General features: G+C 61.9%; 21 protein-coding genes. 10 read left to right on the top strand and 11 right to left on the bottom strand.

All coding sequences use genetic code 11. From position 1 onward, the window contains the following. The gene (locus PMI24_RS19770; protein ID WP_007956979.1) at positions 1 to 525 is read right to left on the bottom strand and encodes a sigma-70 family RNA polymerase sigma factor; all 525 of its coding nucleotides are present in this window, start codon (positions 523 to 525) and stop codon (positions 1 to 3) included. A gap of 292 nt (positions 526 to 817) precedes the next feature. Between PMI24_RS19770 and PMI24_RS19765 the strand changes: the two genes are divergently transcribed. Then, positions 818 to 1,066 carry a hypothetical protein gene (locus PMI24_RS19765; RefSeq protein ID WP_007956977.1) on the top strand — a complete coding sequence of 83 codons (249 nt, stop codon included), beginning with the start codon at positions 818 to 820 and terminating at the stop codon, positions 1,064 to 1,066. A gap of 2 nt (positions 1,067 to 1,068) precedes the next feature. Continuing rightward, complete coding sequence (locus tag PMI24_RS19760) at positions 1,069 to 2,223, top strand: NnrS family protein (protein ID WP_007956975.1); 1,155 nt, start codon at positions 1,069 to 1,071, stop codon at positions 2,221 to 2,223. 4 nt (positions 2,224 to 2,227) lie between these two features. On the opposite strand, the gene PMI24_RS19755 is transcribed toward PMI24_RS19760, so the two are convergent. Together PMI24_RS19755 and PMI24_RS19750 are read right to left on the bottom strand one after the other, a co-directional pair. Further along, positions 2,228 to 2,899: a class I SAM-dependent methyltransferase gene (locus PMI24_RS19755; protein ID WP_007956974.1), complete on the bottom strand. Its 672-nt coding sequence runs from the start codon at positions 2,897 to 2,899 to the stop codon at positions 2,228 to 2,230. Between the two features lie 38 nt (positions 2,900 to 2,937). Continuing rightward, positions 2,938 to 4,086 carry a GGDEF domain-containing protein gene (locus PMI24_RS19750; RefSeq protein WP_007956967.1) on the bottom strand — a complete coding sequence of 383 codons (1,149 nt, stop codon included), beginning with the start codon at positions 4,084 to 4,086 and terminating at the stop codon, positions 2,938 to 2,940. Positions 4,087 to 4,195: 109 nt separating this feature from the next. On the opposite strand from PMI24_RS19750, the gene PMI24_RS19745 reads away from it, so the two are divergent. After that, positions 4,196 to 4,588, top strand: a complete 393-nt coding sequence (locus tag PMI24_RS19745; RefSeq protein WP_007956965.1) for a GFA family protein — start codon at positions 4,196 to 4,198, stop codon at positions 4,586 to 4,588. Between the two features lie 38 nt (positions 4,589 to 4,626). Here PMI24_RS19745 and PMI24_RS19740 read toward each other — a convergent pair whose 3' ends face one another. After that, positions 4,627 to 5,457, bottom strand: a complete 831-nt coding sequence (locus tag PMI24_RS19740) for an alpha/beta fold hydrolase (RefSeq protein ID WP_007956963.1) — start codon at positions 5,455 to 5,457, stop codon at positions 4,627 to 4,629. 227 nt (positions 5,458 to 5,684) lie between these two features. On the opposite strand from PMI24_RS19740, the gene PMI24_RS19735 reads away from it, so the two are divergent. The 6 genes from PMI24_RS19735 (at position 5,685) to PMI24_RS19710 (ending at position 11,676) form a co-directional block, all read left to right on the top strand. Beyond that, positions 5,685 to 6,617: a hypothetical protein gene (locus PMI24_RS19735; RefSeq protein WP_007956962.1), complete on the top strand. Its 933-nt coding sequence runs from the start codon at positions 5,685 to 5,687 to the stop codon at positions 6,615 to 6,617. Continuing rightward, entirely contained in the window at positions 6,614 to 7,297 is a 684-nt protein-coding gene (locus PMI24_RS19730; RefSeq protein ID WP_007956960.1) for a type 1 glutamine amidotransferase domain-containing protein, read from the top strand. The genes PMI24_RS19735 and PMI24_RS19730 overlap by 4 nt, the downstream gene beginning before the upstream one ends. 136 nt (positions 7,298 to 7,433) lie before the next feature. Next, positions 7,434 to 7,889, top strand: coding sequence for a (2Fe-2S)-binding protein (locus PMI24_RS19725; RefSeq protein WP_007956954.1), 456 nt, complete (start codon positions 7,434 to 7,436; stop codon positions 7,887 to 7,889). Positions 7,890 to 7,906: 17 nt separating this feature from the next. After that, positions 7,907 to 10,069, top strand: coding sequence for a xanthine dehydrogenase family protein molybdopterin-binding subunit (locus PMI24_RS19720; RefSeq protein ID WP_007956952.1), 2,163 nt, complete (start codon positions 7,907 to 7,909; stop codon positions 10,067 to 10,069). 1 nt (position 10,070) lies between these two features. Beyond that, positions 10,071 to 10,649, top strand: a complete 579-nt coding sequence (locus tag PMI24_RS19715) for a hypothetical protein (RefSeq protein ID WP_007956951.1) — start codon at positions 10,071 to 10,073, stop codon at positions 10,647 to 10,649. A 61-nt stretch (positions 10,650 to 10,710) separates the two neighbouring features. After that, a complete protein-coding gene (locus PMI24_RS19710) occupies positions 10,711 to 11,676 on the top strand; it encodes a sensor domain-containing diguanylate cyclase (protein ID WP_007956950.1) in 966 nt (321 codons plus the stop codon). A 98-nt stretch (positions 11,677 to 11,774) separates the two neighbouring features. Here PMI24_RS19710 and PMI24_RS19705 read toward each other — a convergent pair whose 3' ends face one another. Next, positions 11,775 to 12,200: a VOC family protein gene (locus PMI24_RS19705; RefSeq protein WP_007956949.1), complete on the bottom strand. Its 426-nt coding sequence runs from the start codon at positions 12,198 to 12,200 to the stop codon at positions 11,775 to 11,777. A 113-nt stretch (positions 12,201 to 12,313) separates the two neighbouring features. Between PMI24_RS19705 and PMI24_RS19700 the strand changes: the two genes are divergently transcribed. Continuing rightward, entirely contained in the window at positions 12,314 to 13,177 is an 864-nt protein-coding gene (locus PMI24_RS19700; RefSeq protein WP_007956948.1) for a LysR family transcriptional regulator, read from the top strand. A 43-nt stretch (positions 13,178 to 13,220) separates the two neighbouring features. Here PMI24_RS19700 and fabI read toward each other — a convergent pair whose 3' ends face one another. The 6 genes from fabI to PMI24_RS19670 are packed head-to-tail and all read right to left on the bottom strand — an operon-like array spanning position 13,221 to position 21,416. Further along, the gene (gene fabI / locus PMI24_RS19695; RefSeq protein ID WP_007956947.1) at positions 13,221 to 14,015 is read right to left on the bottom strand and encodes an enoyl-ACP reductase FabI; all 795 of its coding nucleotides are present in this window, start codon (positions 14,013 to 14,015) and stop codon (positions 13,221 to 13,223) included. Between the two features lie 19 nt (positions 14,016 to 14,034). Next, positions 14,035 to 15,645, bottom strand: a complete 1,611-nt coding sequence (locus tag PMI24_RS19690; protein WP_007956946.1) for an ABC transporter ATP-binding protein — start codon at positions 15,643 to 15,645, stop codon at positions 14,035 to 14,037. Position 15,646: 1 nt separating this feature from the next. Then, positions 15,647 to 16,666, bottom strand: a complete 1,020-nt coding sequence (locus PMI24_RS19685; protein ID WP_007956945.1) for an ABC transporter permease — start codon at positions 16,664 to 16,666, stop codon at positions 15,647 to 15,649. Position 16,667: 1 nt separating this feature from the next. Further along, a complete protein-coding gene (locus tag PMI24_RS19680) occupies positions 16,668 to 17,741 on the bottom strand; it encodes a microcin C ABC transporter permease YejB (RefSeq protein ID WP_007956943.1) in 1,074 nt (357 codons plus the stop codon). A 4-nt stretch (positions 17,742 to 17,745) separates the two neighbouring features. Then, on the bottom strand, positions 17,746 to 19,587 hold the full coding sequence (locus PMI24_RS19675; RefSeq protein ID WP_007956942.1) for an extracellular solute-binding protein: 1,842 nt from the start codon (positions 19,585 to 19,587) through the stop codon (positions 17,746 to 17,748). After that, complete coding sequence (locus PMI24_RS19670; RefSeq protein ID WP_007956941.1) at positions 19,584 to 21,416, bottom strand: extracellular solute-binding protein; 1,833 nt, start codon at positions 21,414 to 21,416, stop codon at positions 19,584 to 19,586. Before PMI24_RS19670 ends, PMI24_RS19675 begins: the two co-directional genes overlap by 4 nt. Positions 21,417 to 21,541 lie beyond the last annotated feature (125 nt).

Here is a 21,541-nt window from a genome sequence, read left to right as displayed (position 1 = left end):
TTACTCAATCAGCAGGCCGTCGAGTTCGGCCTCGAGGATCGCGCAATGCATCATCGCCTGGGCCAGGTATTTCTTGATCATCCGCTCGCTGACGCCGATCTGTTCGGCGATCAGCCGGTAAGGCATGTCGTGCAGTTGGGCGAGGATGAACGCTTCGCTGACCCGTTGCGGCAGGCGCGCGAGCATGGCGTCCACTTCGTGCAGGGTCTCGACGATGATCGCCTGTTGCTCCGGCGACGGTTGCAGGGCCGGCGGGCGGTTGGCCAGGGTTTCCAGCCAGGTCTGTTCCAGTTGCCGGCGGCGCCAGTGATCGACGCACAGACCGCGGGCGATGGTCGCCAGGTGCGAGCGCTCGTGGACTTCACAGTTGAACGCCTGCGGACGCTTGAGCACGCGGATAAACGTGTCGTGCGCCAGATCGGCGGCATCCATCGCGTTGCTCAGGCGTCGACGCAATAGCTCGTGCAGCCAGCGGTGATGGCTGACGTAGAGGTTTTGCACGAGAGAGGTGTCGGCGACCGTCATTCTGAGCAAGCGTCCAGGGCGACCGTTGTCAGCGGTCCAAATAAGAATGGGTCGCGATTAAAGCAAATGGGTCGAAGCTGCGCAAATGATATTGGTTTGCTTTTGGGAGGGTTGCCGGGTGTGGAAGCTGATTTGTAGTCTGTTTGACTTCTTGGTTAGTCGTTATGACTAATTCGGTGTGAGGTCTGATTGACTACGTAATCCTCAACCTGCTGATTTTGCTGGGGTAAAAATCTGGCACGAGAGTTGATACATCCAGCGTACCCACTGAACCGATCAGGAGTACGCCACCATGTTCGCTTTCTTCGAAAGTCCGCTGAACGTTCTGCACCTGTCGAGCAAAGTGCTCGTCGCCGGTCTGGTCATGTTGCTGGCAGGCATCTACGGCGCCTACCTCTATCAGGGCCACATGCCGATTGCGCTGCTGGTGGCGATGCATGCCATGACCATCATCGGCCCGACACTGCTGAAAATCGGCTACGTGATGCGGCTCCTGTCTCAATATCGGCTGGGCCAGCATCACGCCGCCGTGGTGGCTTGAACATGCGCAGACTTGCCGATGCACCGCTGTTCAGCCTGGGCTTTCGGCCGCTGTTTCTGGCCGGGGCCGGATTCGCCGCGCTGGCGATCCTGATCTGGGGCCTGTGGCTTTACGGCCACTGGTTTGATTTGCAACCGGTGGGCGGCATGCTTGCCTGGCATCGACATGAAATGCCTTTCGGTTTTGCGTCGGCAATCGTTGCCGGGTTTCTGCTGACGGCGGTGCCCAACTGGACCGGCATTCCCGGCGTGCGCGGCGGGGCGTTGATAGCCTTGGTGTCGGTCTGGCTGCTCGGGCGTTTGGCCTGGTGGCTGCCGTTGCCGACCGGGCTGATTCTGGCGCTGCAATGGGGTTTTCTGCCGCTGCTGGTGGTGATGCTGGGACGGGATCTGGTCGCAGCGCGCAAACGCGATAACTACCCGATTGTGCTGGTGCTGGGGTTGATGGCCGGTTGTCAGGCGCTGACTTTGATCGGCCTGTACAACGACGACGCCGGCCTGCAACGCCAGGGTGTGTTGGGCGCGTTGTGGCTGGTGGCGGCGCTGATGACCGTGATTGGCGGGCGGGTGATTCCGTTCTTTATCCAGCGCGGCTTGAACCGTCCGCCGACACCGGTCGTCAACCCACTGTTAACACGTTTGCTGTTGATCGGCAGCCTGCTGACCGCCGTCACTTTTGCGGCCGGTCTCAATGATTCGCCACGACCGTGGCTGGCGAGCCTGTTCCTGCTGACCGGCAGTTTGCAGTTGATGCGGCTGATCCGCTGGCATGATCGCGGGATGTGGCGCGTGCCGCTGCTCTGGTCGCTGTACCTGGCTTACGCCTGGATGGCGTTGGCAATCTGGGCCATGGCGGTGTGGCATCTGGGATTGATCGGCCAGCAAAGCCTGGCGACCCATGCATTGGCGGTCGGCGGGGTGGGCGGGTTGATTCTGGCGATGATCGCGCGGGTCAGTCTTGGGCACACCGGCCGGTTGTTGCAGCCATCGAAAGGCATGGTGCTGGGCTTTTCGCTGGTGCTGATCGCGGCGAGTTGCCGGGTGTTGCTGGTGCCGTTTTCCAGTCTTGGGCTGGGGCTGTCGGTGGTGCTCTGGTGCGCGGGGTTCGCGCTGTTTTTGCGGCATTACACCGGGATATTGCTCAAGCCGAGGCTCTAGCGTTTTAACTGCGACGCTCGGCAATCATCAACAACGACTGCGGCACCGGGCTTTGCGGATGCTGCGGTTCGCGCAGGCCGGTCAATTGCAGGCCGGCCATGTCCAGCGCATTCAGCCAACTGGACAGGGTGCGGAAATACCATGGCATCGGCGACCACTCGCCCTGAAACCCGTCGAAGGTTTCTTCCCGCCAGCCGTCCTGATAATCGCCCGCTGCGGCCGACCAAGGATGCAGCGTCTGGATCACCACAGCACCGCCGGGCACGAGCAGGGCATTCATCGCCGCGAGCAGCGGGATGATGTCCTGATGCAGCAGGGAAAAATTGGCGCAGATCAGGTCGTAATCACGGCCGATGTCGACCTTCGCCTCAACCAGATCTTCGTAATTGGCGACATGCACGGGCGATGAACCGGCCACCCGCGCGGCCTCGACCAGCGTCGCATCGCCGTCGACGCCGACCGCCTCGAATCCTCGCTCGGCCAGCGCCCGCAACAGCCAGCCTTCGCCGCATCCCAGATCGAGCACGCGTTCGGGTTGGCGCCCCATGATGGCCAGCAGAATGGCCTGATCGGTCACCTGCCGGCGACTCTCGATGGCGCCGCTGCGCACGGCTTCGGTCCAGGCCCGGGCGTTGTGGTGCCAGCTCTGGAGGAGGGTGGATTCAGGCGAGGACATGACGGGCTCCGGGATCGCGGGATGCAGGCAAGGATAGGTCAGGTGTAGTCGGCCAGTTGAATCCGGTTGCGACCGCCGCGCTTGGATTCGTAGAGCGCGCTGTCACCCTGTTCGATCAACGCCGCGAGGCTGGCCGGCGGCTGATCGAACACCTTGGCGCCGATGCTCAGGGTGACGGCCTGCGGAGTGGTGTAGGTCTGGGACGTCATCTGCTGAAACTGCTCACGCAGCGCGCTGCCCAGCACCATGATCTGTGCGTGGGACGCATCGCCCAGAAGCATCACGAATTCGTCACCGCCCAGCCGTGCTGCCAGCGCGCCTTTGGGCAGCACCGCGCGGATCATTTCGCTGAGGGCGATGAGCAAGCGGTCGCCGGCGGTGTGGCCGTACAGGTCGTTGATCAGTTTGAAGTTGTCGATGTCGATCAGCAGCAGGGCGCCGGGGCGGGCGCTGGAGACTTCATCGAGCAGACGCGGTGCGCGGACTTCCAGGGCGCGGCGGTTGTACAGCGCGGTCAGCGGGTCTCGGGCGGCCAGTTCGGCAATCTGCTTTTCCCGGCGGTAGCGCTCGGTGCCGGTCATCGACAGCGCGATCAGCATGATCGCCATCGCGCCTTCGACCAGGGATATCTGAATGATTTCGCCGCGCAACGACGCCAGATCGATCAGCGTGCCGGGAATCACCGCGATGATCGCCTTGGTAAAATAGAACGCGCCGTGGATCAGCAGCACATAACGCAACTGCACTGCGCCGACGCTCAACGATTTGCCGTGCGGTCGCAGCAACAGGCTGGCCCGCAGCATCAGCGCGGCCACCAGCAGCGAGTTGGCCATCAGCATGATCTTCGACCACGACGGATCTTCCGGTAACAGCAGCAACGAAAGCCAGAGCAGGAACATCAAGTACCAGGCCCGCGACAAGCGCTGCTGGGTAAATCGCGCGACCCCCAGCAGAAACAGCCAGTGCGCGACCACCAGCAGGCCGTTGGCAAACCAGATGCCGATCAGCGGATAACCGTTGGCGCGCAACAGGGCCAGGCTCGAGCCGACGGTGATGGTGGCGAAACCGGCGCTCCAGAACAGCAGGGAAGGTTCGCGGATGCTGCGCCATTCGACCGCCAGATACAGGGCGGCCGCCGCGGCCAGGGCGGTGGAAATGGTGAGCATCGTGAGAGGATCGAGCGCCATGAAAGAACGGTTCTGCCTGAGTAGTGTTAATGGGCCACGATTGTAAGCGTTCCCCCAGTGGGCTGCTATTTTCACTCACCGGATATTCCATTTTCAGACGAGGTGTCCCATGGACCGATTGACCGGCGGTTGTCTGTGCGGCGAAGTGCGGATCGAGGCGTCGGGGCGACCCTACAGGGTTGGCGTTTGCCATTGTCTTGATTGCCGCAAACACCATGGCGCGCTGTTTGCCGCGTCGGCGATCTTTCCCGAGGCGGCGGTGACGATTACTGGCGAAACCCATGACTATGCGGGGCGACATTTCTGTCCGCGCTGTGGCTCGTCGGTGTTTGGCCGCAGTGGCGATGAGGTCGAGGTGAGCCTGGGCGCGCTGGATGCACCGGATCAGTTCCAGCCCACCTATGAGCTGTGGACGGTGCGTCGCGAATCGTGGCTGCCGGACTTTCCTTTGTCCCGACACTACGTGCGTGATCGCGAGCGAGCGGAGCGAGCCGAAGAATAGCCGGGGGCAGGCAGGGCGCCTGACCCCGGCCGATATGATCAGCCGCGAATGAACGCCAGCAGATCCGCGTTGATCGTCGGCGCTTCGGTGGTCGGCATCCCGTGGGGGAAGCCAGGATAGATCTTCAGCGTGCTGTTTTTCAGCAGTTTCGCCGACAGCACACCGGCGTTTTCATAGGGCACGATCTGGTCGTCGTCGCCGTGCATCACCAGCACCGGGATCGAGATGCTTTTCAGGTCGGCGGTGAAGTCGGTCTGCGAGAACGCAACGATCCCGTCGTAGTGCGCCTTGGCGCCGCCCATCATGCCTTGGCGCCACCAGTTCAGGACCACCGCTTCCGAAGGTTTGGCGCCGGGGCGGTTGTAGCCGTAGAACGGGCCGGCCGGCACGTCGTGATAGAACTGCGAGCGATTGGCCGCCAGTTGCGCCTGAAGATCGTCGAACACCGATTTGGGCAAACCACCGGGGCTGCTCTCGGTTTTCACCATCAGCGGCGGCACCGCGCTGATGATCGCGGCTTTGGGTACTCGATCTTCGCCATGCCGGGCGATGTAATGAATCACTTCGCCGCCACCAGTGGAATGGCCGACATGCACGGCTTTCTGCGTCCCCAGATGGTTGACCACCGCCGCCACATCGTCCGCGTAATGATCCATGTCGTGGCCGTCCCAGACCTGGCTCGAACGCCCGTGCCCCCGTCGATCATGGGCCACGACCCGGAAGCCCTGGGCGAGGAAGAACAGCATCTGTGCATCCCAGTCGTCCGCGCTGAGCGGCCAGCCGTGGTGGAAGTGAATCACCGGGGCGTCTTTCGGGCCCCAGTCCTTATAGAAGATTTCGACGCCGTCTTTCGTTGTGACATATCCCATGTTCGCGACTCCTGGAAAATGCGGAACGTGACCCCGAAGGGAGTGATGACAAGCGTTATCAACTCTAGGATTGAAGTGCACTTCAAGGTCAAGCAAGTTCCGAACGGTCATCGCTGGCGTGAATGATGGGCCATAGCCGTTGTGCGCTTGACCTTAAAGTTTGGTTGAACCTTAGAGTCTTGCTCACCGGCCATCCGCCGGGTCAATCAGCAAGAAGGTCAGCGAACATGAACAAGCGCTTTACGAAGGTGGAATTCGGAACGCACAAGGTCGAAGTGCTGGAGGGCGGCTACTACGACCGATTCCGGATGAACCCCAACCTCGACGAAGTGGCCCGGGACAAGGCAGCCGGCAACATCGACTTCTTCCGGCGCATTCCCAAGCAGCAGGTCGCGTCGAGAGTCGGGCCGACCTGGGCGCCGAACTTCTATTACCGTTCCGGCAGCGTGCAGTTGCTGTTCCTGGCGCCGCTGGACCGACTGCGCGCCACCTTGCCTGCGCCGCTTGAACCGCTGCGGGCGTTTCCCGGCTACGGCCTGGTGGCGCTGACGTTTTTCTCCTATTCGGTTTGCGACAACGACCCGTACGACGAGGTCTCCGTGGCGATTGTCGTGCGTCGCCCCGGCGCCCGTGGCTCCCACGCGCGAGAACTGATGGACGCCATGCGCCGACGCAGTTTCACCGCCCATGTGCTGGCGCTGCCGGTGAACACCGAAATCGCCCGTGTGCGCGGCGTGCACGGCTATCAATTGCCCAAGTGGCGCGCCGACATCAACGTGAACATCGGCACCAGCGTCAGCGCCCGCATCGACGGGCCCAAGGGTTTGCCGGACCTGGTGCTGAAAGCGTCGCTGCCGACCCTGAAAAACGTCACGCCGCAATCGCGCATGAGCACCGCCACCATGATTCATCAGGTCGATGGCCTGTGGCACCAGAGCGTGGTGCAGAGCAACACACTATCCTTTGCCCAACGTCTGTTTCCCCGCGATGTGCAGCTGGATCGCAACGGCGGCCCGCTGAGCCAGTTGCTCGATGGCCTCGGGGCTACGCGGATCCTGCGGCTGGACGTGATCAAGGACGCGCAGATCGTGCTCAACCTGCCGGTGCCGCTGACGGCGTTCGGTCAGGCCGGTGTTACTCAGAGAGAGGCTGCCAAATGACCCGCCGTATCCTGCATGTCGTGACCAATGTCGCCCACTATGCCGATCCGACCGAACCCACCGGGCTGTGGTTGGGGGAGTTGACCCATGCCTGGCAGGTGTTCGCGGAAAAAGGCTTTGAGCAGCAACTGGTCAGCCCCAAGGGCGGGCAAAGTCCGTTGGAGCCACGGGCGCTGAAGTGGCCGATGCTCGACCGCTCGGCGAAGGCCTGGCTGAACGATCCGGCGAGCATGGCGCTGCTGGCGAATACCGCCAGCCCGGAGCAGATCGACAGCGCGGATTTCGACGCCATCTACTTCACCGGTGGCCATGCGGTGATGTGGGACTTTCCCGATGACCCCGGCCTGCAAAGGCTGACCCGGGAGATCTTCGAGCGCGGCGGGATCGTTTCGTCGGTCTGCCATGGTTATTGCGGGTTGCTCAACACGCGACTATCGGACGGCAGCCTGCTGGTGGCTGGGCGCAAGGTCACCGGTTACTCGTGGATGGAAGAAGTGCTGGCTGGTGTCGCGAAAAAAGTACCGTACGACTCGGAGCAACAGATGAAGGATCGCGGGGCGCGCTACGAAAAGGCGTTTCTGCCATTCACCTCGAATGTTGTGACTGACGGCAAACTGGTGACCGGGCAGAACCCGCAATCGGCCAAGGCCACGGCGCAACGTATGGCCGCGATGCTGTAGATCCATGACCGGTGGTCGCAGCGGCTGGTCGTCGGGTCAAAATGCGCTTAGCTGAAAGGGATAAGCCGAGGCGCGCACGGCCAGCAAGAGCCGTAGCAGTGCCCTTCAGAACACCGTGAGTCTGAGGAAGTCCCCGATGCTGACCTTGAACATCAATGGCAAGGATCAGGAGCTCGATGTCCCCGCGGACATGCCGTTGCTCTGGGTCCTGCGCGATGTCGCGCACCTGACCGGTACCAAATTCGGTTGCGGCATGGCCCAGTGCGGTGCCTGCACCGTGCACGTCGATGGTGCACCGTTGCGCTCGTGTATCACCCCGGCCACGGCCGTCGCCCATGGCCAGAAAATCCTCACCATCGAAGGCCTGTCGAGCGACGGTTCGCACCCGGTGCAGCAGGCCTGGGCCGAACTGGACGTGGTGCAATGTGGCTACTGCCAGTCCGGGCAGATCATGTCCGCCGCCGCGTTGCTGGCGAAAATCCCCAAACCCACCGACAGCGATATCGATCAGGCGCTCTCCGGCAACATCTGCCGCTGCGGCACGTACCCAAGAATCCGCGCGGCGGTCAAACGCGCCGCCGACATCGGCTGAGCGAGGGGAGGTGAGTGATGAACAGTCCTGTATCCCGTCGCGGATTTCTCAAGGGCAGCGCCGTGCTTGGCAGTGGTCTGGTGGTGGCGTTCGTGGTGCCCGGCGGCAACCGCTTTGCCATGGCAGCCGAGAATGAAGGCAAGGTCTTTGCGCCGAACGCGTTCCTGCGGATTGCGGCGGACAACAGCGTCACCGTGCTGCTCGGCCATTCGGAAATGGGCCAGGGCATCTGGACCGGCCTGACCATGTTGATCGCCGAAGAGCTGGACGCCGACTGGTCGAAAATCCGCGTCGAGCACTCGCCGGCCTCGGCGGCCGATTACGGCATGCCCGGTTTCGGCGGGATGCAGATTACCGGCGGCTCCACTTCAACCTGGATGGAATTCGACCGCTACCGGCTCGCCGGCGCCACCGCACGGCAGATGCTGATCGAAGCGGCGGCCAAGCGTTTCAACGTGGCCCCGTCGACGATCCGCACCGAGTCCGGCGTGGTGATTGCCGGCGACAACCGCGCCACCTACGGCGAACTGGCGGACGCCGCCGGGCAACTGCCGGTGCCGGATCCGAAGTCGATCACCTTTAAAGAAGCCAAGGACTGGAAAGTCATCGGCAAACCCACCAAACGCCTCGACACCCCGGAAAAAATCACCGGCCGGGCCAAGTTCGGCATGGACGTGCAGTTCGAGGGATTGATGACCGCGATGGTCGCGCGCGCCCCGGCGTTCGGCGCCACGGTGAAATCCTTCGAAGGCGCAGAAGCCCTGGCGATTCCCGGCGTGCACAAAGTGGTGCAAGTGCCGACCGGTGTGGCGGTGGTCGCCGAGCATTACTGGGCGGCGAAACTCGGTCGCGATGCGCTGAAGGTCGATTGGGACCTGGGGCCGAACGCTGATTTGAGCAGTGAAAAGCTGTTGGCGAGTTTCCGCAAACTGGCGGCCACTCCAGGCACTTCGGCGGCGCAGGCTGGGGACGCCAAGGGCAATTTCGGCAAGGCAGCGAAGAAAATCGACGTCGAATACAGCGTGCCGTATCTGGCCCATGCGCCGATGGAACCGCTCAACTGTACGGTGAAGATCAGCGCCGACAAGTGCGAGATCTGGACCGGCACCCAGTTCCAGACGCTGGATCAGATGGTCGCCGGCAAGATCACAGGGCTCAAGCCGGAGCAGGTGGAGATCCACACCGAATTTCTCGGCGGCGGTTTCGGCCGGCGGGCCAACCCGACTTCGGACTTTGTCGCCGAAGCGGTGCAAGTGGCCAAGGCTGCCGCGATGCCGGTGAAAACCGTGTGGTCGCGCGAAGACGATATCCGTGGCGGGTATTACCGCTCGATGTTCCTGCATCAGGCGAAGATCGGCCTCGGCCCCGACGGCATGCCGCTGGCCTGGCAGCATGTGCTGGTCGGGCAGTCGATCATGGCTGGCACCATGCTCGAGAAAACCATGGTCAAGAACGGCGTCGACCAGACGTCGGTCGAAGGCGTGTCGGACAGCCCGTACATCAAGGGCCTGGCCCATCATCAGGTCGATCTGCATTCGCCGACCACCGGGATCAACGTGCTCTGGCTGCGTTCGGTGGGCCATAGCCACACCGCGTTTGTCATGGAGTCGCTGATCGATGAAATGGCCACGGCGGCGGGCAAGGACCCGGTGGAGTACCGACGAACGCTGCTCAAGGATCACGCCCGGCATCTCGGCGTGCTGAATCTGGCGGTGGAGAAGGCCAACTGGAAAGCCCCGCTGCCGGACGGCCATGCGCTGGGCGTGGCGGTGCACGAATCGTTCGGCAGTTACGTGGCGCAGGTGGCCGAAGTGTCCCAGGATAATCTGGCGATCCGCGTACACCGGGTGGTCTGTGCGGTGGACTGCGGGATTGCGGTCAACCCGCAGAGCATCGCGGCGCAGATGGAGTCGTGCATCACCTTCGGCCTGGGCATGGCGCTGCACAGCAAACTGACCCTCAAGGACGGCCATGTCGTGCAGTCCAACTATCACGATTATCAGGTGTTGCGGCTCAATGAAATGCCGGTGGTCGAGGTGCACATCGTGCCGAGCACCGACAAACCCGGCGGCATCGGCGAGGCCGGTGTGCCGCCCACGGCGCCGGCGGTGGCCAACGCGGTGTTCGCCCTGACCGGGCAGCGCCTGCGGGAACTGCCGCTGCTTTTGTCGGGGGTGTGAGATGAAACGACATCTGTTGTTGGGCACGGTGATTCTGCTTGGGCTGGGTGGTTACGCCTCGGATCTGTTCGCTGACGATCAGGAAGCCTTGAAAGCCTTTGGCACGGTGCAAAAAGTCTTCCAGAGCCCGCGCTGCCAGAACTGTCACATTCCCGGCGATTCGCCGCTGCAGTTCGACGCTGGCATCCCCCACGCCATGAGCGTGGTGCGCGGCATGGACGGCAAGGGCGCCGCCGGTTTGCCGTGCTCGACCTGCCACGCCGAAAGCAATCCGCCGGCCAGTTACGGCCCGCACGCGCCACCGGGCGCGCCGCACTGGAGCCTGCCGCCAGCCGCCCACAAGATGGCCTGGATCGGCCTGCCGCCGGATCGCTTGTGCGCGATGATCAAGGACCGCGCCAGCAACGGCGACCGGGACTTCGCCGCGCTGATCAAACATGTCAACGAAGATAAACTGGTGCTCTGGGGCTGGAATCCCGGGGCCGGGCGCGCGCCGGTGCCGGTGCCGCATGACATCTTCGTGACCCAGTTCAAACTGTGGGCCGATGCAGGCGGGCCATGTCCGGTGGCCGGCGGATGAGAAGTTGAGTCATTGCTGATTCGGTCTACGCTCAACTGCATCGACGACAAAGGAGTGTGTGATGCTGGTACCCGGCAAACCCGCCAATGAAGCTGTCCGTATTCAAGCGCTGCAGGATCTGAAACTGCTCGACACCGCCCCGGAGGAGCGCTTCGACCGGCTGACGCGACTGGCCAAGCGTCTGTTCAACGTGCCGATCGCACTGGTCACGCTGGTCGACAAGGACCGGCAGTGGTTCAAGTCCTGCGTGGGCCTGGACGCCACCGAAACCCCGCGGGACGTTTCGTTCTGCGGCCACGCGATTCTCAAGGACGAACTGCTGCTGGTGCGCGATGCCCGCGAGGACGAACGCTTTCACGACAATCCGCTGGTGATCGGCGACCCGAACATCCGCTTCTACGCCGGTTATCCGCTGACCGTGCCCAACGGCAACAAGATGGGCACCTTGTGCCTGATCGACACCAAACCCCGTGAACTCGACGACGAAGAGCGCGCCTTGCTGCGTGATCTGGCCGGCATGGCCGAGCAGGAACTGATGGCCGTGCAGATGGCGAGCATGGACGAGCTGACGCTGCTGTCCAACCGTCGCGGCTTCAAGATGCTGGCCCAACACGCGCTCGACGCCTGCGCACGCCTGGAAAAACCGGCGACGCTGCTGTTTTTCGACCTCAATGACTTCAAGCAGATCAACGACCTTTATGGGCACGCCGAGGGCGACAGCGCGCTGAAGAATTTCGCCGATGTGCTGCGCATCGCCTTTCGCGAGAGCGATGTGGTCGGGCGTCTGGGCGGCGATGAGTTCGTGGCGCTGCTGACCGGCTCAAGCCATGTCGAAACCACGGCGATCATGGCGCGCCTCAAGGAAATCCTCGAAGAGCGCAATGCCACGTTGCACCGCGGTTACGCGATTCGCTTCAGCGTCGGCCAGATCGAATACAACCCGCAGCGCCATGACACCGTGGACAAGCTGCTGGCGGATGCGGACGGGGCGATGTATGCGCACAAGCAGGCTTTGAAGCGCTGCTAGTGCCGGCCTCATCGCGAGCAAGCTCGCTCCCACAATTTGAAATGCATTCCCTGTGGGAGCCAGCCTGCTGGCGATGGCGCCAGTGAAGGCACCATAAGTCACTTGGCAAACAACTGCCCGATATCCTTGAACGCCTTGAACTCCAGGGCGTTCCCACACGGGTCAAACAAGAACATCGTCGCCTGTTCGCCCACCAGTCCCTGAAATCGAATCCCCGGCTCGATCACAAACTGCGTGCCCAGTGACTTAAGGCGCTCGGCCAGCGCATGCCATTCCTCCATCCCCAGCACCACACCAAAATGCGGCACCGGCACGTCGTGCCCGTCCACGGCGTTGGTGTGCGCGGCTTCCTGTGAGGCGTTTTTCGGCGCCAGGTGAATCACCAGTTGATGCCCGAAGAAATTGAAGTCGACCCAGTGATCGCTGGAGCGACCCTCTTCGAGTCCGAACACTTCACGGTAGAAATGCCGGGCAGCGGCGAGGTCGTACACCGGAATGGCCAGATGGAAAGGGCTGAGTGACATAGGCGCGGTCTCTAATAACGGTTGGGGTGAATTGAGTCTAGCGCTGTGCTTTTCGATTGAAAGACGATAGTTTTTGCGCCGAGCTCAAATTATTTCGATCAGTCGAGGCGCCCATGCTGCGTGAACTGAAAACCTTTCTGGCAGTGGCGCGGCATGGCACTTTTGCCGCCGCCGGTCTGCATATCGGCCTGACGCAATCGGCGGTCAGCGCGCAGATTCGCAATCTGGAGCAGGCCTTGGGCGTGCGCCTGTTTGATCGCACCGGGCGACAGGCGATCCTTAATCCGGCAGGGCAGCGCGCAGTGCCGATGGCGCAGGAAATGCTCGCCACCTTCAGCCGCATGGCGATCAGCGAAGATGTCGGCGAGTTTCGCGGTGAGCTGAAAATCGGCGCCGTGGCGACTGCGCAAACCGGGTTGTTGCCGCAGGCGTTATTGCGCTTGCGGCAACAGGCGCCGGGCGTGGAGCCGAAACTGGTGCCCGGCGTGTCGCTGAACCTGTTGAGTCAGGTGGATGCCGGGGAAGTCGATCTGGCGATCATGATCAAGCCACCGTTCGAATTGCCCAAGGAGCTGTCGGCGCAGGTGATTCGTCGCGAGCCGTTTGTGCTGATCGTGCCGACAACGGTCGAGGGCGATGATCCGCTGCAACTGCTGACCGAGCATTCTCACGTGCGTTATGACCGCAACTCGTTTGGTGGACGACTGGTGACGAAGTTTCTGCGAGAGCAGCGGATTGATGTTCAGGTAGCGCTTGAGCTGGATGAGCTGGAAGCGATCGTGAAGATGGTCGAGTGCGGGCTCGGGGTTTCGTTGTTGCCTAGGGCCGGGCTATGGCTGGAGCATCCGCTGAAGGTGAGGGTGATCGCACTGGGAGAGCTGACGTTTTATCGGGAGATGGTGGTTTTGCAGCGTTACAGCCAGCGTTCTCAACCGATTCAACAGTTGTTCGCCCGTTGTCTGGAATCGCAGGCATGAAAAAGCCCGCCAACAGGCGGGCTTTTTATCTGCAGCGCGAAGATTACTCTTCGATGTTGCCCATGGCTGTGGTGTTGAAGCCGCCGTCCACGTACATGATTTCACCGCTGATGCCCGACGCCAGGTCGGAGCACAGGAAGGCGCCGGCGTTGCCGACTTCTTCGATGGTGACGTTGCGGCGCAGCGGGGTTTGCGCTTCGTTGGCAGCCAGCATCTTGCGGAAGTTCTTGATGCCCGAAGCTGCCAGGGTGCGGATCGGGCCGGCCGATACGCAGTTGACGCGGGTGCCGTCCGGGCCCAGGGAACCGGCCAGGTAACGTACGCCGGCTTCCAGCGAAGCCTTGGCCATGCCCATCACGTTGTAGTTCGGCATGGTGCGCTCGGCGCCCAGGTACGACAGGGTCAGCAGGCTGCCGTTGCGGCCTTTCATCATTTCGCGGCCAGCTTTGGCCAGAGCCACGAAGCTGTAGGCGCTGATGTCGTGAGCGATACGGAAACCGTCACGGGTGGTGGCTTCGGTGAAGTCGCCGTCCAGTTGGTCGCCCGGGGCGAAGCCGACGGAGTGCACGATGCAGTCCAGGCCGTCCCACTTCTTGCTCAGTTCTTCGAAGACCTTGGCGATTTCTTCATCGCTGGCCACGTCGCACGGGAAGCACAGCTCAGGGCTCGAACCCCAGCCCTGTGCGAACTCTTCTACGCGACCTTTCAGTTTGTCGTTCTGATAAGTGAAGGCAAGCTCAGCGCCCTCGCGATGCATGGCGGCAGCGATGCCGGATGCGATGGACAGCTTGCTGGCGACACCGACGATCAGTACGCGCTTACCGGCGAGAAAACCCATGTGTTGCTCCTCTTTCAGGTTATTGCGCAGTGGCTGGTGCCAGGAAAGCGGCCTCCAGCAACTGCTGTGTATACGGATGTTGGGGGGCGGCAAAGATACTTTGCGCGTCTCCCTGTTCGACCACTTGGCCATGCTTGACCACCATCAGCTGGTGGCTCAGCGCTTTCACAACAGCCAGGTCATGGCTGATGAACAAATACGTCAGGTTGTACTTGGCTTGCAGTGAACGCAACAGCTCCACCACTTGCCGCTGTACCGTCCGGTCGAGGGCCGAAGTCGGCTCGTCCAGCAGGATCAGCGCCGGTTTGAGCACCAAAGCCCGGGCTATGGCAATTCGCTGCCGTTGCCCACCGGAAAATTCGTGGGGGTAGCGGTGCCGGGTTTCCGGATCCAGACCTACCTCCTTCAATGCCGCAATAATTGCCGCTTCCTGCTCGGCGGCGGTGCCCATCTTGTGGATCCGCAGGCCTTCGCCAACGATGTCATTCACGCACATCCGCGGGCTCAGGCTGCCAAACGGATCCTGAAACACCACCTGCATCTCCCGACGCAGCGGCCGGACTTCGCTTTGCGTCAGGCAGTCTAGCTGCTTGCCTTCAAAACGGATCGCACCTTTGCTGCCGATCAACCGCAGGATCGCCAAGCCGAGGGTGGATTTGCCGGAACCGCTTTCTCCCACAATCCCCAAGGTCTGACCCTGAGGCAGGCTGAAATTGATGCCGTCCACTGCCTTGACGTGATCCACCGTGCGCTTGAGCAGGCCTTTCTTGATCGGGAACCAGACTTTCAAGTCCTCGACTTCAAGCAGCGGCGCCCCGATTTTATTGCTCGCCGGGCCTCCGCTGGGCTCCGCGCCAAGCAATTCCCGAGTGTACGGATGCTGCGGCGAACGGAACAGCTCTTCGCACGATGCCTGTTCGACGATGCAACCGCGCTGCATGACACATACACGATGCGCAATTCTTCGCACGAGGTTCAAATCGTGACTGATCAGTAACAGCGCCATGCCCAATCGGGCCTGCAATTCCTTGAGCAGGTCGAGGATTTTCAGCTGAACGGTCACGTCCAGTGCGGTGGTCGGTTCGTCGGCGATCAGCAATTCCGGCTCGTTGGCCAGCGCCATCGCAATCATCACCCGCTGGCGCTGTCCGCCGGACAGTTCGTGGGGCAGGGCCTTGAGGCGCTTGTGCGGCTCGGGGATGCCGACCATCTCCAGCAACTCCAGCGTACGCTTGGTCGCGACTTTGCCGGTCAGGCCCTTGTGGATGCCCAGCACCTCGTTGATCTGCTTCTCGATCGAGTGCAGCGGGTTGAGCGAGGTCATCGGCTCCTGAAAGATCATCGCAATCCGGTTGCCGCGAATGTGACGGATGGTCTTTTCGCCCAGCTCCAGCAGGTTTTGCCCGGAATAGTTGATGCTGCCGGCCGGATGCCGCGCCAGCGGGTAGGGCAGCAGGCGCAGGATCGAATGCGCCGTCACCGACTTGCCCGAGCCTGACTCGCCCACCAACGCCAGGGTTTCGCCGCGCTTGATGTCGAAACTCACGCCTTCGACCACCCGTTGCACGCGATCGCCGATGCCGAACTCGACGGCCAGGTCGCGGATTTCGATCAGATTGTCCTGATTCATGTCACTTCCTCGGGTCGAAGGCATCGCGAGCGGACTCGCCGATGAACACCAGCAAACTCAACATCAGGGCCAGCACCGCAAACGCGCTCATGCCCAGCCACGGCGCCTGCAGGTTGGATTTGCCCTGGGCCACCAGCTCACCCAGCGACGGACTGCCGGCCGGCAAGCCGAAACCGAGGAAGTCCAGGGCGGTGAGGGTGCCGATGGCGCCGGTGAGGATGAACGGCATGAAGGTCATGGTCGAAACCATGGCGTTGGGCAGGATGTGGCGGAACATGATCGCGCCGTTCTGCATGCCCAGCGCTCTGGCTGCGCGCACGTATTCGAGGTTGCGCCCGCGCAGGAACTCGGCGCGCACCACGTCCACCAGGCTCATCCACGAGAACAGCAGCATGATCCCCAGCAGCCACCAGAAATTCGGCTGGACGAAACTGGCGAGGATGATCAGCAGGTACAGCACCGGCAAGCCCGACCAGATCTCCAGGAAGCGCTGGCCGGCCAGATCGACCCAGCCCCCATAGAAACCCTGCAAGGCGCCGGCGATCACGCCGATGATCGAGCTGAGCACGGTCAGGGTCAGGGCGAACAGCACCGACACCCGGAAGCCATAGATGACCCGCGCCAGTACATCGCGGCCCTGATCGTCGGTGCCCAGCAGGTTGTCCGCCGACGGCGGGGCGGGGGCCGGGACTTTCAGGTCGTAGTTGATGCTCTGGTAGCTGAACGGAATCGGCGCCCACAGCACCCACGCATCCTTGGCCTTGAGCAGTTCGCGGATGTACGGGCTCTTGTAGTTGGCTTCCAGCGGGAATTCGCCGCCGAAGGTGGTTTCCGGGTAACGCTTGATAGCCGGGAAGTACCAGTTGTTGTCGTAGTGCACCACCAGCGGTTTGTCGTTGGCGATCAGCTCGGCACCGAGGCTCAGGCCGAACAGGATCAGGAACAGCCACAGCGACCACCAGCCACGCTTGTTGGCCTTGAACAGTTCGAAGCGCCGGCGGTTGAGAGGGGACAGGTTCATCTCAATGCTCCCGGCTGGCAAAGTCGATACGCGGATCGACAAGGGTGTAGGTGAGGTCGCCGATCAGTTTCACCACCAGCCCCAGCAGGGTGAAGATGAAAAGGGTGCCGAACACCACCGGGTAATCGCGGTTGATCGCCGCTTCGAAACTCATCAGACCGAGGCCGTCGAGGGAGAAAATCACTTCCACCAGCAACGAACCGGTGAAGAAGATGCCGATGAACGCCGACGGGAAACCGGCGATTACCAGCAGCATCGCATTGCGGAACACATGGCCGTAGAGCACGCGGTGGCGGGTCAGGCCCTTGGCCTTGGCGGTGACCACGTACTGCTTGTTGATTTCGTCGAGGAAGCTGTTTTTGGTCAGCAGGGTCATGGTCGCGAAGTTGCCGATCACCAGCGCCGTCACCGGCAGCGCCAGGTGCCAGAAGTAATCGAGAACCTTGCCGCCCAGGCTCAGCTCATCGAAGTTGTTCGAGGTCAGGCCGCGTAAAGGAAACCAGTCCAGATAACTGCCGCCGGCAAACACCACGATCAGCAGAATTGCAAACAGGAACGCCGGAATCGCATAACCGACGATGATCGCCGAACTGGTCCAGACGTCGAAATGACTGCCGTGCCGCGTGGCCTTGGCGATCCCCAGCGGGATCGACACCAGGTACATGATCAGCGTGCTCCACAGCCCGAGGGAGATCGACACCGGCATCTTTTCCTTGATCAGGTCGATGACCTTGGCGTCTCGGAAGAAGCTGTCGCCGAAATCCAGCCGGGCGTAGTTCTTGACCATGATCCACAGACGTTCCGGGGCCGACTTATCGAACCCGTACATCTTCTCGATTTCCTTGATCAGCGCCGGGTCCAGGCCCTGCGCACCGCGATAGGAGGAGCCGGCCACCGACACCTCGGCACCGCCGCCGGCAATGCGGCTGGTGGCGCCTTCGAAACCTTCGAGCTTGGCGATCATCTGCTCCACCGGCCCGCCGGGCGCGGCCTGGATGATCACGAAGTTGATCAGCAGAATGCCGAACAGGGTCGGGATGATCAGCAGCAGTCGCCGAAAAATGTACGCCAGCATCTGATTACTCCGTGCCCACAGGGTCGGCTTGCAGTTGGGTTTCGACTTCTACCGCCGGTTTCGCATCGGGTTTGACCCACCAGGTGTTAATGCCGATGTCGTACTTGGGGGAGACTTTCGGGTGGCCGATGTGGTTCCAGTACGCCACGCGCCAGGTCTTGATGTGCCAGTTCGGGATCACGTAGTAACCCCATTGCAGCACACGGTCGAGGGCGCGGGCGTGGGCCACCAGGCTTTTGCGCGAATCGGCGTTGATCAGGTTCTCCACCAGGTGATCGACCACCGGGTCCTTGAGGCCCATCGAGTTGCGGCTGCTGGCCTTGTCGGCTGCGGCGCTCATCCAGAACTCGCGCTGCTCGTTGCCCGGCGAGTTGGACTGCGGGAAGCTGCCGACCATCATGTCGAAATCCCGCGAGCGCACGCGATTGACGTATTGCGAGACGTCGACACGGCGAATCACCAGATCGATGCCGAGATCGCTGAGATTGCGTTTGAACGGCAACAACACGCGTTCGAATTCGGTCTGCGCCAGCAGGAATTCGATGACCACCGGTTTGCCGGTCGCGTCGACCATTTTGTCGTCGACGATTTTCCAGCCAGCCTCTTGCAGCAACTGATACGCCTCGCGCTGTTGCGTGCGGATCATGCCGCTGGCGTCGGTTTTCGGATTTTCGAAGGCTTCGCTGAACACCTGCGCCGGCAGCTGGCTGCGGAACGGATCGAGGATCGCCACCTGTTCTGCATCAGGCAGGCCGGTGGCAGCCATTTCGGAGTTTTCGAAGTAACTGCGGGTGCGCGCATAAGCGCCGTTGAACAATTGCTTGTTGGTCCATTCGAAGTCAAACAGCAGGCCGAGGGCCTGGCGTACCCGCACGTCCTGAAACACCGGGCGGCGCAGATTGAAGACGAAGCCCTGCATGCCGGTCGGGTTGCTGTTGGCAATCTGTTCCTTGATCAGCCGCCCTTCGGTCACTGCCGGCACGTTGTAGGCGTTGGCCCAGTTTTTAGCGGCCATTTCCAGCCAGTAATCGAACTGCCCGGCTTTCAACGCTTCCAGCGCGACGGTGTTGTCGCGGTAATAGTCGGTGGTCATCACGTCGAAGTTGTAAAATCCACGGTTGGCCGGCAGGTCCTTGCCCCAGTAATCCTTGACCCGCTCATAACGCACCGAGCGCCCGGCCTTCACCTCGGTGACCTTGTACGGGCCGCTGCCCAACGGGATTTCCAGGTTGCCCTTGTTGAAATCACGCTCGGCCCACCAGTGTTTCGGCAGCACCGGCAATTGACCGAGGATCAGCGGCAGTTCGCGGTTGTTGGTGTGCTTGAACTTGAACAGCACCTTGAGCGGGTCTTCGGCGATCACTTCCTCAACGTCGGCGTAGTAGCCGCGATACATCGGCGCGCCTTCCTTGGTCAGCGTCTGGAAGCTGAACACCACATCGTCGGCACGTACCGGGTGGCCGTCGTGAAACTTCGCTTCGGGACGCAGGTAGAAGCGTACCCAGCTGTTGTCGGGGGCTTTTTCGATCTTGCTGGCGATCAGGCCGTATTCGGTGAACGGCTCGTCCAGGCCCTGTTTGGCTAGGGTGTCGTAGATCAGGCCGATATCGTCGGCCGGAACGCCTTTGCTGATGAACGGGTTGAGGCTGTCGAAACCGCCGAAGCCGGCCTGGCGGAAGATCCCGCCCTTGGGCGCGTCGGGGTTCACGTAATCGAAGTGCTTGAAGTCGGCGGGGTATTTCGGCGGCTCGTTGTACAAGGTCACGGCGTGTTGCGGGGCGGCAAAGGCCAGCCCGGCGAACAGCAGACCGCTGGCCTGCACGAGCAGGGCGCGGATAGGCTTCATCGATCTTTCTCCGAAGATTTCAGCCACCACGCGCTCAGGCCCAGGGTATAGGGCGGCGTGGTGACGAAGGCGAACCGGTTGCGGTACGCCAGACGGTGATAATTTAGGTACCAGTTGGGAATGCTGTAGTGCTGCCAGAGCAGCACGCGGTCCAGCGCCTTGCCGGCGGCGATCTGTTCATCGCGGGTGCGGGCGGCGAGCAGTTGCTCGAGCAGGTGGTCGACCACCGGGTTGGCGATGCCCGCGTAATTTTTGCTGCCCTTGACCCCGACCTGGCTGGAGTGGAAGTACTGCCACTGTTCCAGCCCCGGGCTGAGAGTCTGGTTGAGGGTCATCAGGATCATGTCGAAATCGAACTGATCCAGACGCTGTTTGTACTGGGCACGATCCACGGTGCGCAGGCGCGCGTCGATGCCGATGCTGTTGAGGTTTTCAATGTACGGCTGGAGGATTCGCTCCAGGTTCGGATTGACCAGCAGCAACTCGAAACGCAGCGGCTGGCCAGCGGCGTTTTGCAGGCGCGGGCCGTCAAGCTTCCAGCCGGCCTCGGCCAGCAGCGCCAGGGCCTTGCGCATGGTTTCCCGGGGAATGCCGCGCCCATCGGTCTGCGGCAGCGTGAACGGTTCGGTGAAGAGGCGCGCCGGCAGTTGATCCTTGTACGGCTTGAGCATCAGCCATTCATGACCGACCGGCAGGCCGACGGCGCTGAATTCGCTGTTGGGGTAGTAGCTGGTAGTGCGCTTGTAGGCATCGCTGAACAGCGCGCGATTGGTCCATTCGAAGTCGAACATCAGGCCCAGGGCTTCGCGCAGCTTGATATCGGCAAAGGCCGGGCGCCGGGTGTTCATGAACAGACCCTGGCTCTGGGTCGGGATCTGGTGCGGGATCTGCGCCTTGATCACGTCGCCGCGACGGATCGCCGGGAAGTTGTAGTCGTTGGCCCAGTTCTTCGCCTGATGCTCGATATAGATGTCGAACTCGCCGGCCTTGAACGCTTCGAAGGCTACATCGCTGTCGCGGTAGAACTCGACTTCCATGCGGTCGACGTTGTACTTGCCGCGATTGACCGGCAAGTCCTTGCCCCAGTAGTCCTTGACCCGCTCGAAAATCAACTGCCGCCCCGGCGTGACCGAGGTGATGCGGTACGGCCCGCTGCCCAGCGGCGGCTCGAAGGTAGTGGCCTTGAAGTCGCGGCCCTTCCAATAGTGCTGGGGCAGCACCGGCAACTCGCCCAGACGCAGGATCAGCAACGGATTGCCGCTGCGCTTGAGCACAAACCGGATGCGCTGCGGGTTGAGGATATCGACGCGGAGCACTTCCTGCAGGGCAGTGCGGTATAGCGGATGACCTTCCTTGAGCAGCAGGCGATAGGAGAACGCCACGTCGTACGCGGTGATCGGTGTGCCGTCGTGGAACCGCGCCTGCGGGCGCAGATTGAACACCACCCAGCTGCGATCTTCGCTGTACTCCACCGATTGGGCGATCAGGCCGTAACTGGAGGCAGGCTCGTCCCCCGACGGCGCGTACTGCCCGGTGCCGACCATCAATGGCTCGTTCAGCTCGTTGATGCCGTATTGCAGGAAATTCGCCGTGGTAACCGGGCTGGTGCCCTTGAAGGTGTAAGGATTGAGCGTATCGAAGGTGCCAAACGCCATCACCCGCAAGGTGCCGCCCTTGGGCGCTTGCGGGTTGACCCAGTCGAAGTGGGTAAATCTGGCCGGGTACTTGAGCGTGCCGAACTGCGCATAACCGTGGCTTTCGGTGATCGTCGCGCTGACGGGGGAGCTCAAGGCCAGGCTGATCAGGAGCAGGAGGAGGGGACGCTTCAAGTCAGATCCGATCCAGGCGGCTTGGGCTTTGTGGGCCGTACAGTAACAGCTTGTATGGACAGGAAAAAGACAGGGGCTTAATGCGCGGTTAATTGTGGGCGTTGCCTGATCCGAAGGTGAAAAAT

This window comes from Pseudomonas sp. GM25, from assembly GCF_000282255.1.
Lineage (GTDB): Bacteria > Pseudomonadota > Gammaproteobacteria > Pseudomonadales > Pseudomonadaceae > Aquipseudomonas > Aquipseudomonas aphyarum.
Note: the sequence above shows the minus strand (reverse complement) of the source record. Positions and strands in the feature narration are given on the sequence as shown.

Coding starts and splice junctions, on each gene's coding strand:
- PMI24_RS19770 (WP_007956979.1), bottom strand. CDS start 525: ATGACGGTCGCCGACACCTCTCTCGTGCAAAACCTCTACGTCAGCCAT.
- PMI24_RS19765 (WP_007956977.1), top strand. CDS start 818: ATGTTCGCTTTCTTCGAAAGTCCGCTGAACGTTCTGCACCTGTCGAGC.
- PMI24_RS19760 (WP_007956975.1), top strand. CDS start 1,069: ATGCGCAGACTTGCCGATGCACCGCTGTTCAGCCTGGGCTTTCGGCCG.
- PMI24_RS19755 (WP_007956974.1), bottom strand. CDS start 2,899: ATGTCCTCGCCTGAATCCACCCTCCTCCAGAGCTGGCACCACAACGCC.
- PMI24_RS19750 (WP_007956967.1), bottom strand. CDS start 4,086: ATGGCGCTCGATCCTCTCACGATGCTCACCATTTCCACCGCCCTGGCC.
- PMI24_RS19745 (WP_007956965.1), top strand. CDS start 4,196: ATGGACCGATTGACCGGCGGTTGTCTGTGCGGCGAAGTGCGGATCGAG.
- PMI24_RS19740 (WP_007956963.1), bottom strand. CDS start 5,457: ATGGGATATGTCACAACGAAAGACGGCGTCGAAATCTTCTATAAGGAC.
- PMI24_RS19735 (WP_007956962.1), top strand. CDS start 5,685: ATGAACAAGCGCTTTACGAAGGTGGAATTCGGAACGCACAAGGTCGAA.
- PMI24_RS19730 (WP_007956960.1), top strand. CDS start 6,614: ATGACCCGCCGTATCCTGCATGTCGTGACCAATGTCGCCCACTATGCC.
- PMI24_RS19725 (WP_007956954.1), top strand. CDS start 7,434: ATGCTGACCTTGAACATCAATGGCAAGGATCAGGAGCTCGATGTCCCC.
- PMI24_RS19720 (WP_007956952.1), top strand. CDS start 7,907: ATGAACAGTCCTGTATCCCGTCGCGGATTTCTCAAGGGCAGCGCCGTG.
- PMI24_RS19715 (WP_007956951.1), top strand. CDS start 10,071: ATGAAACGACATCTGTTGTTGGGCACGGTGATTCTGCTTGGGCTGGGT.
- PMI24_RS19710 (WP_007956950.1), top strand. CDS start 10,711: ATGCTGGTACCCGGCAAACCCGCCAATGAAGCTGTCCGTATTCAAGCG.
- PMI24_RS19705 (WP_007956949.1), bottom strand. CDS start 12,200: ATGTCACTCAGCCCTTTCCATCTGGCCATTCCGGTGTACGACCTCGCC.
- PMI24_RS19700 (WP_007956948.1), top strand. CDS start 12,314: ATGCTGCGTGAACTGAAAACCTTTCTGGCAGTGGCGCGGCATGGCACT.
- fabI (WP_007956947.1), bottom strand. CDS start 14,015: ATGGGTTTTCTCGCCGGTAAGCGCGTACTGATCGTCGGTGTCGCCAGC.
- PMI24_RS19690 (WP_007956946.1), bottom strand. CDS start 15,645: ATGAATCAGGACAATCTGATCGAAATCCGCGACCTGGCCGTCGAGTTC.
- PMI24_RS19685 (WP_007956945.1), bottom strand. CDS start 16,666: ATGAACCTGTCCCCTCTCAACCGCCGGCGCTTCGAACTGTTCAAGGCC.
- PMI24_RS19680 (WP_007956943.1), bottom strand. CDS start 17,741: ATGCTGGCGTACATTTTTCGGCGACTGCTGCTGATCATCCCGACCCTG.
- PMI24_RS19675 (WP_007956942.1), bottom strand. CDS start 19,587: ATGAAGCCTATCCGCGCCCTGCTCGTGCAGGCCAGCGGTCTGCTGTTC.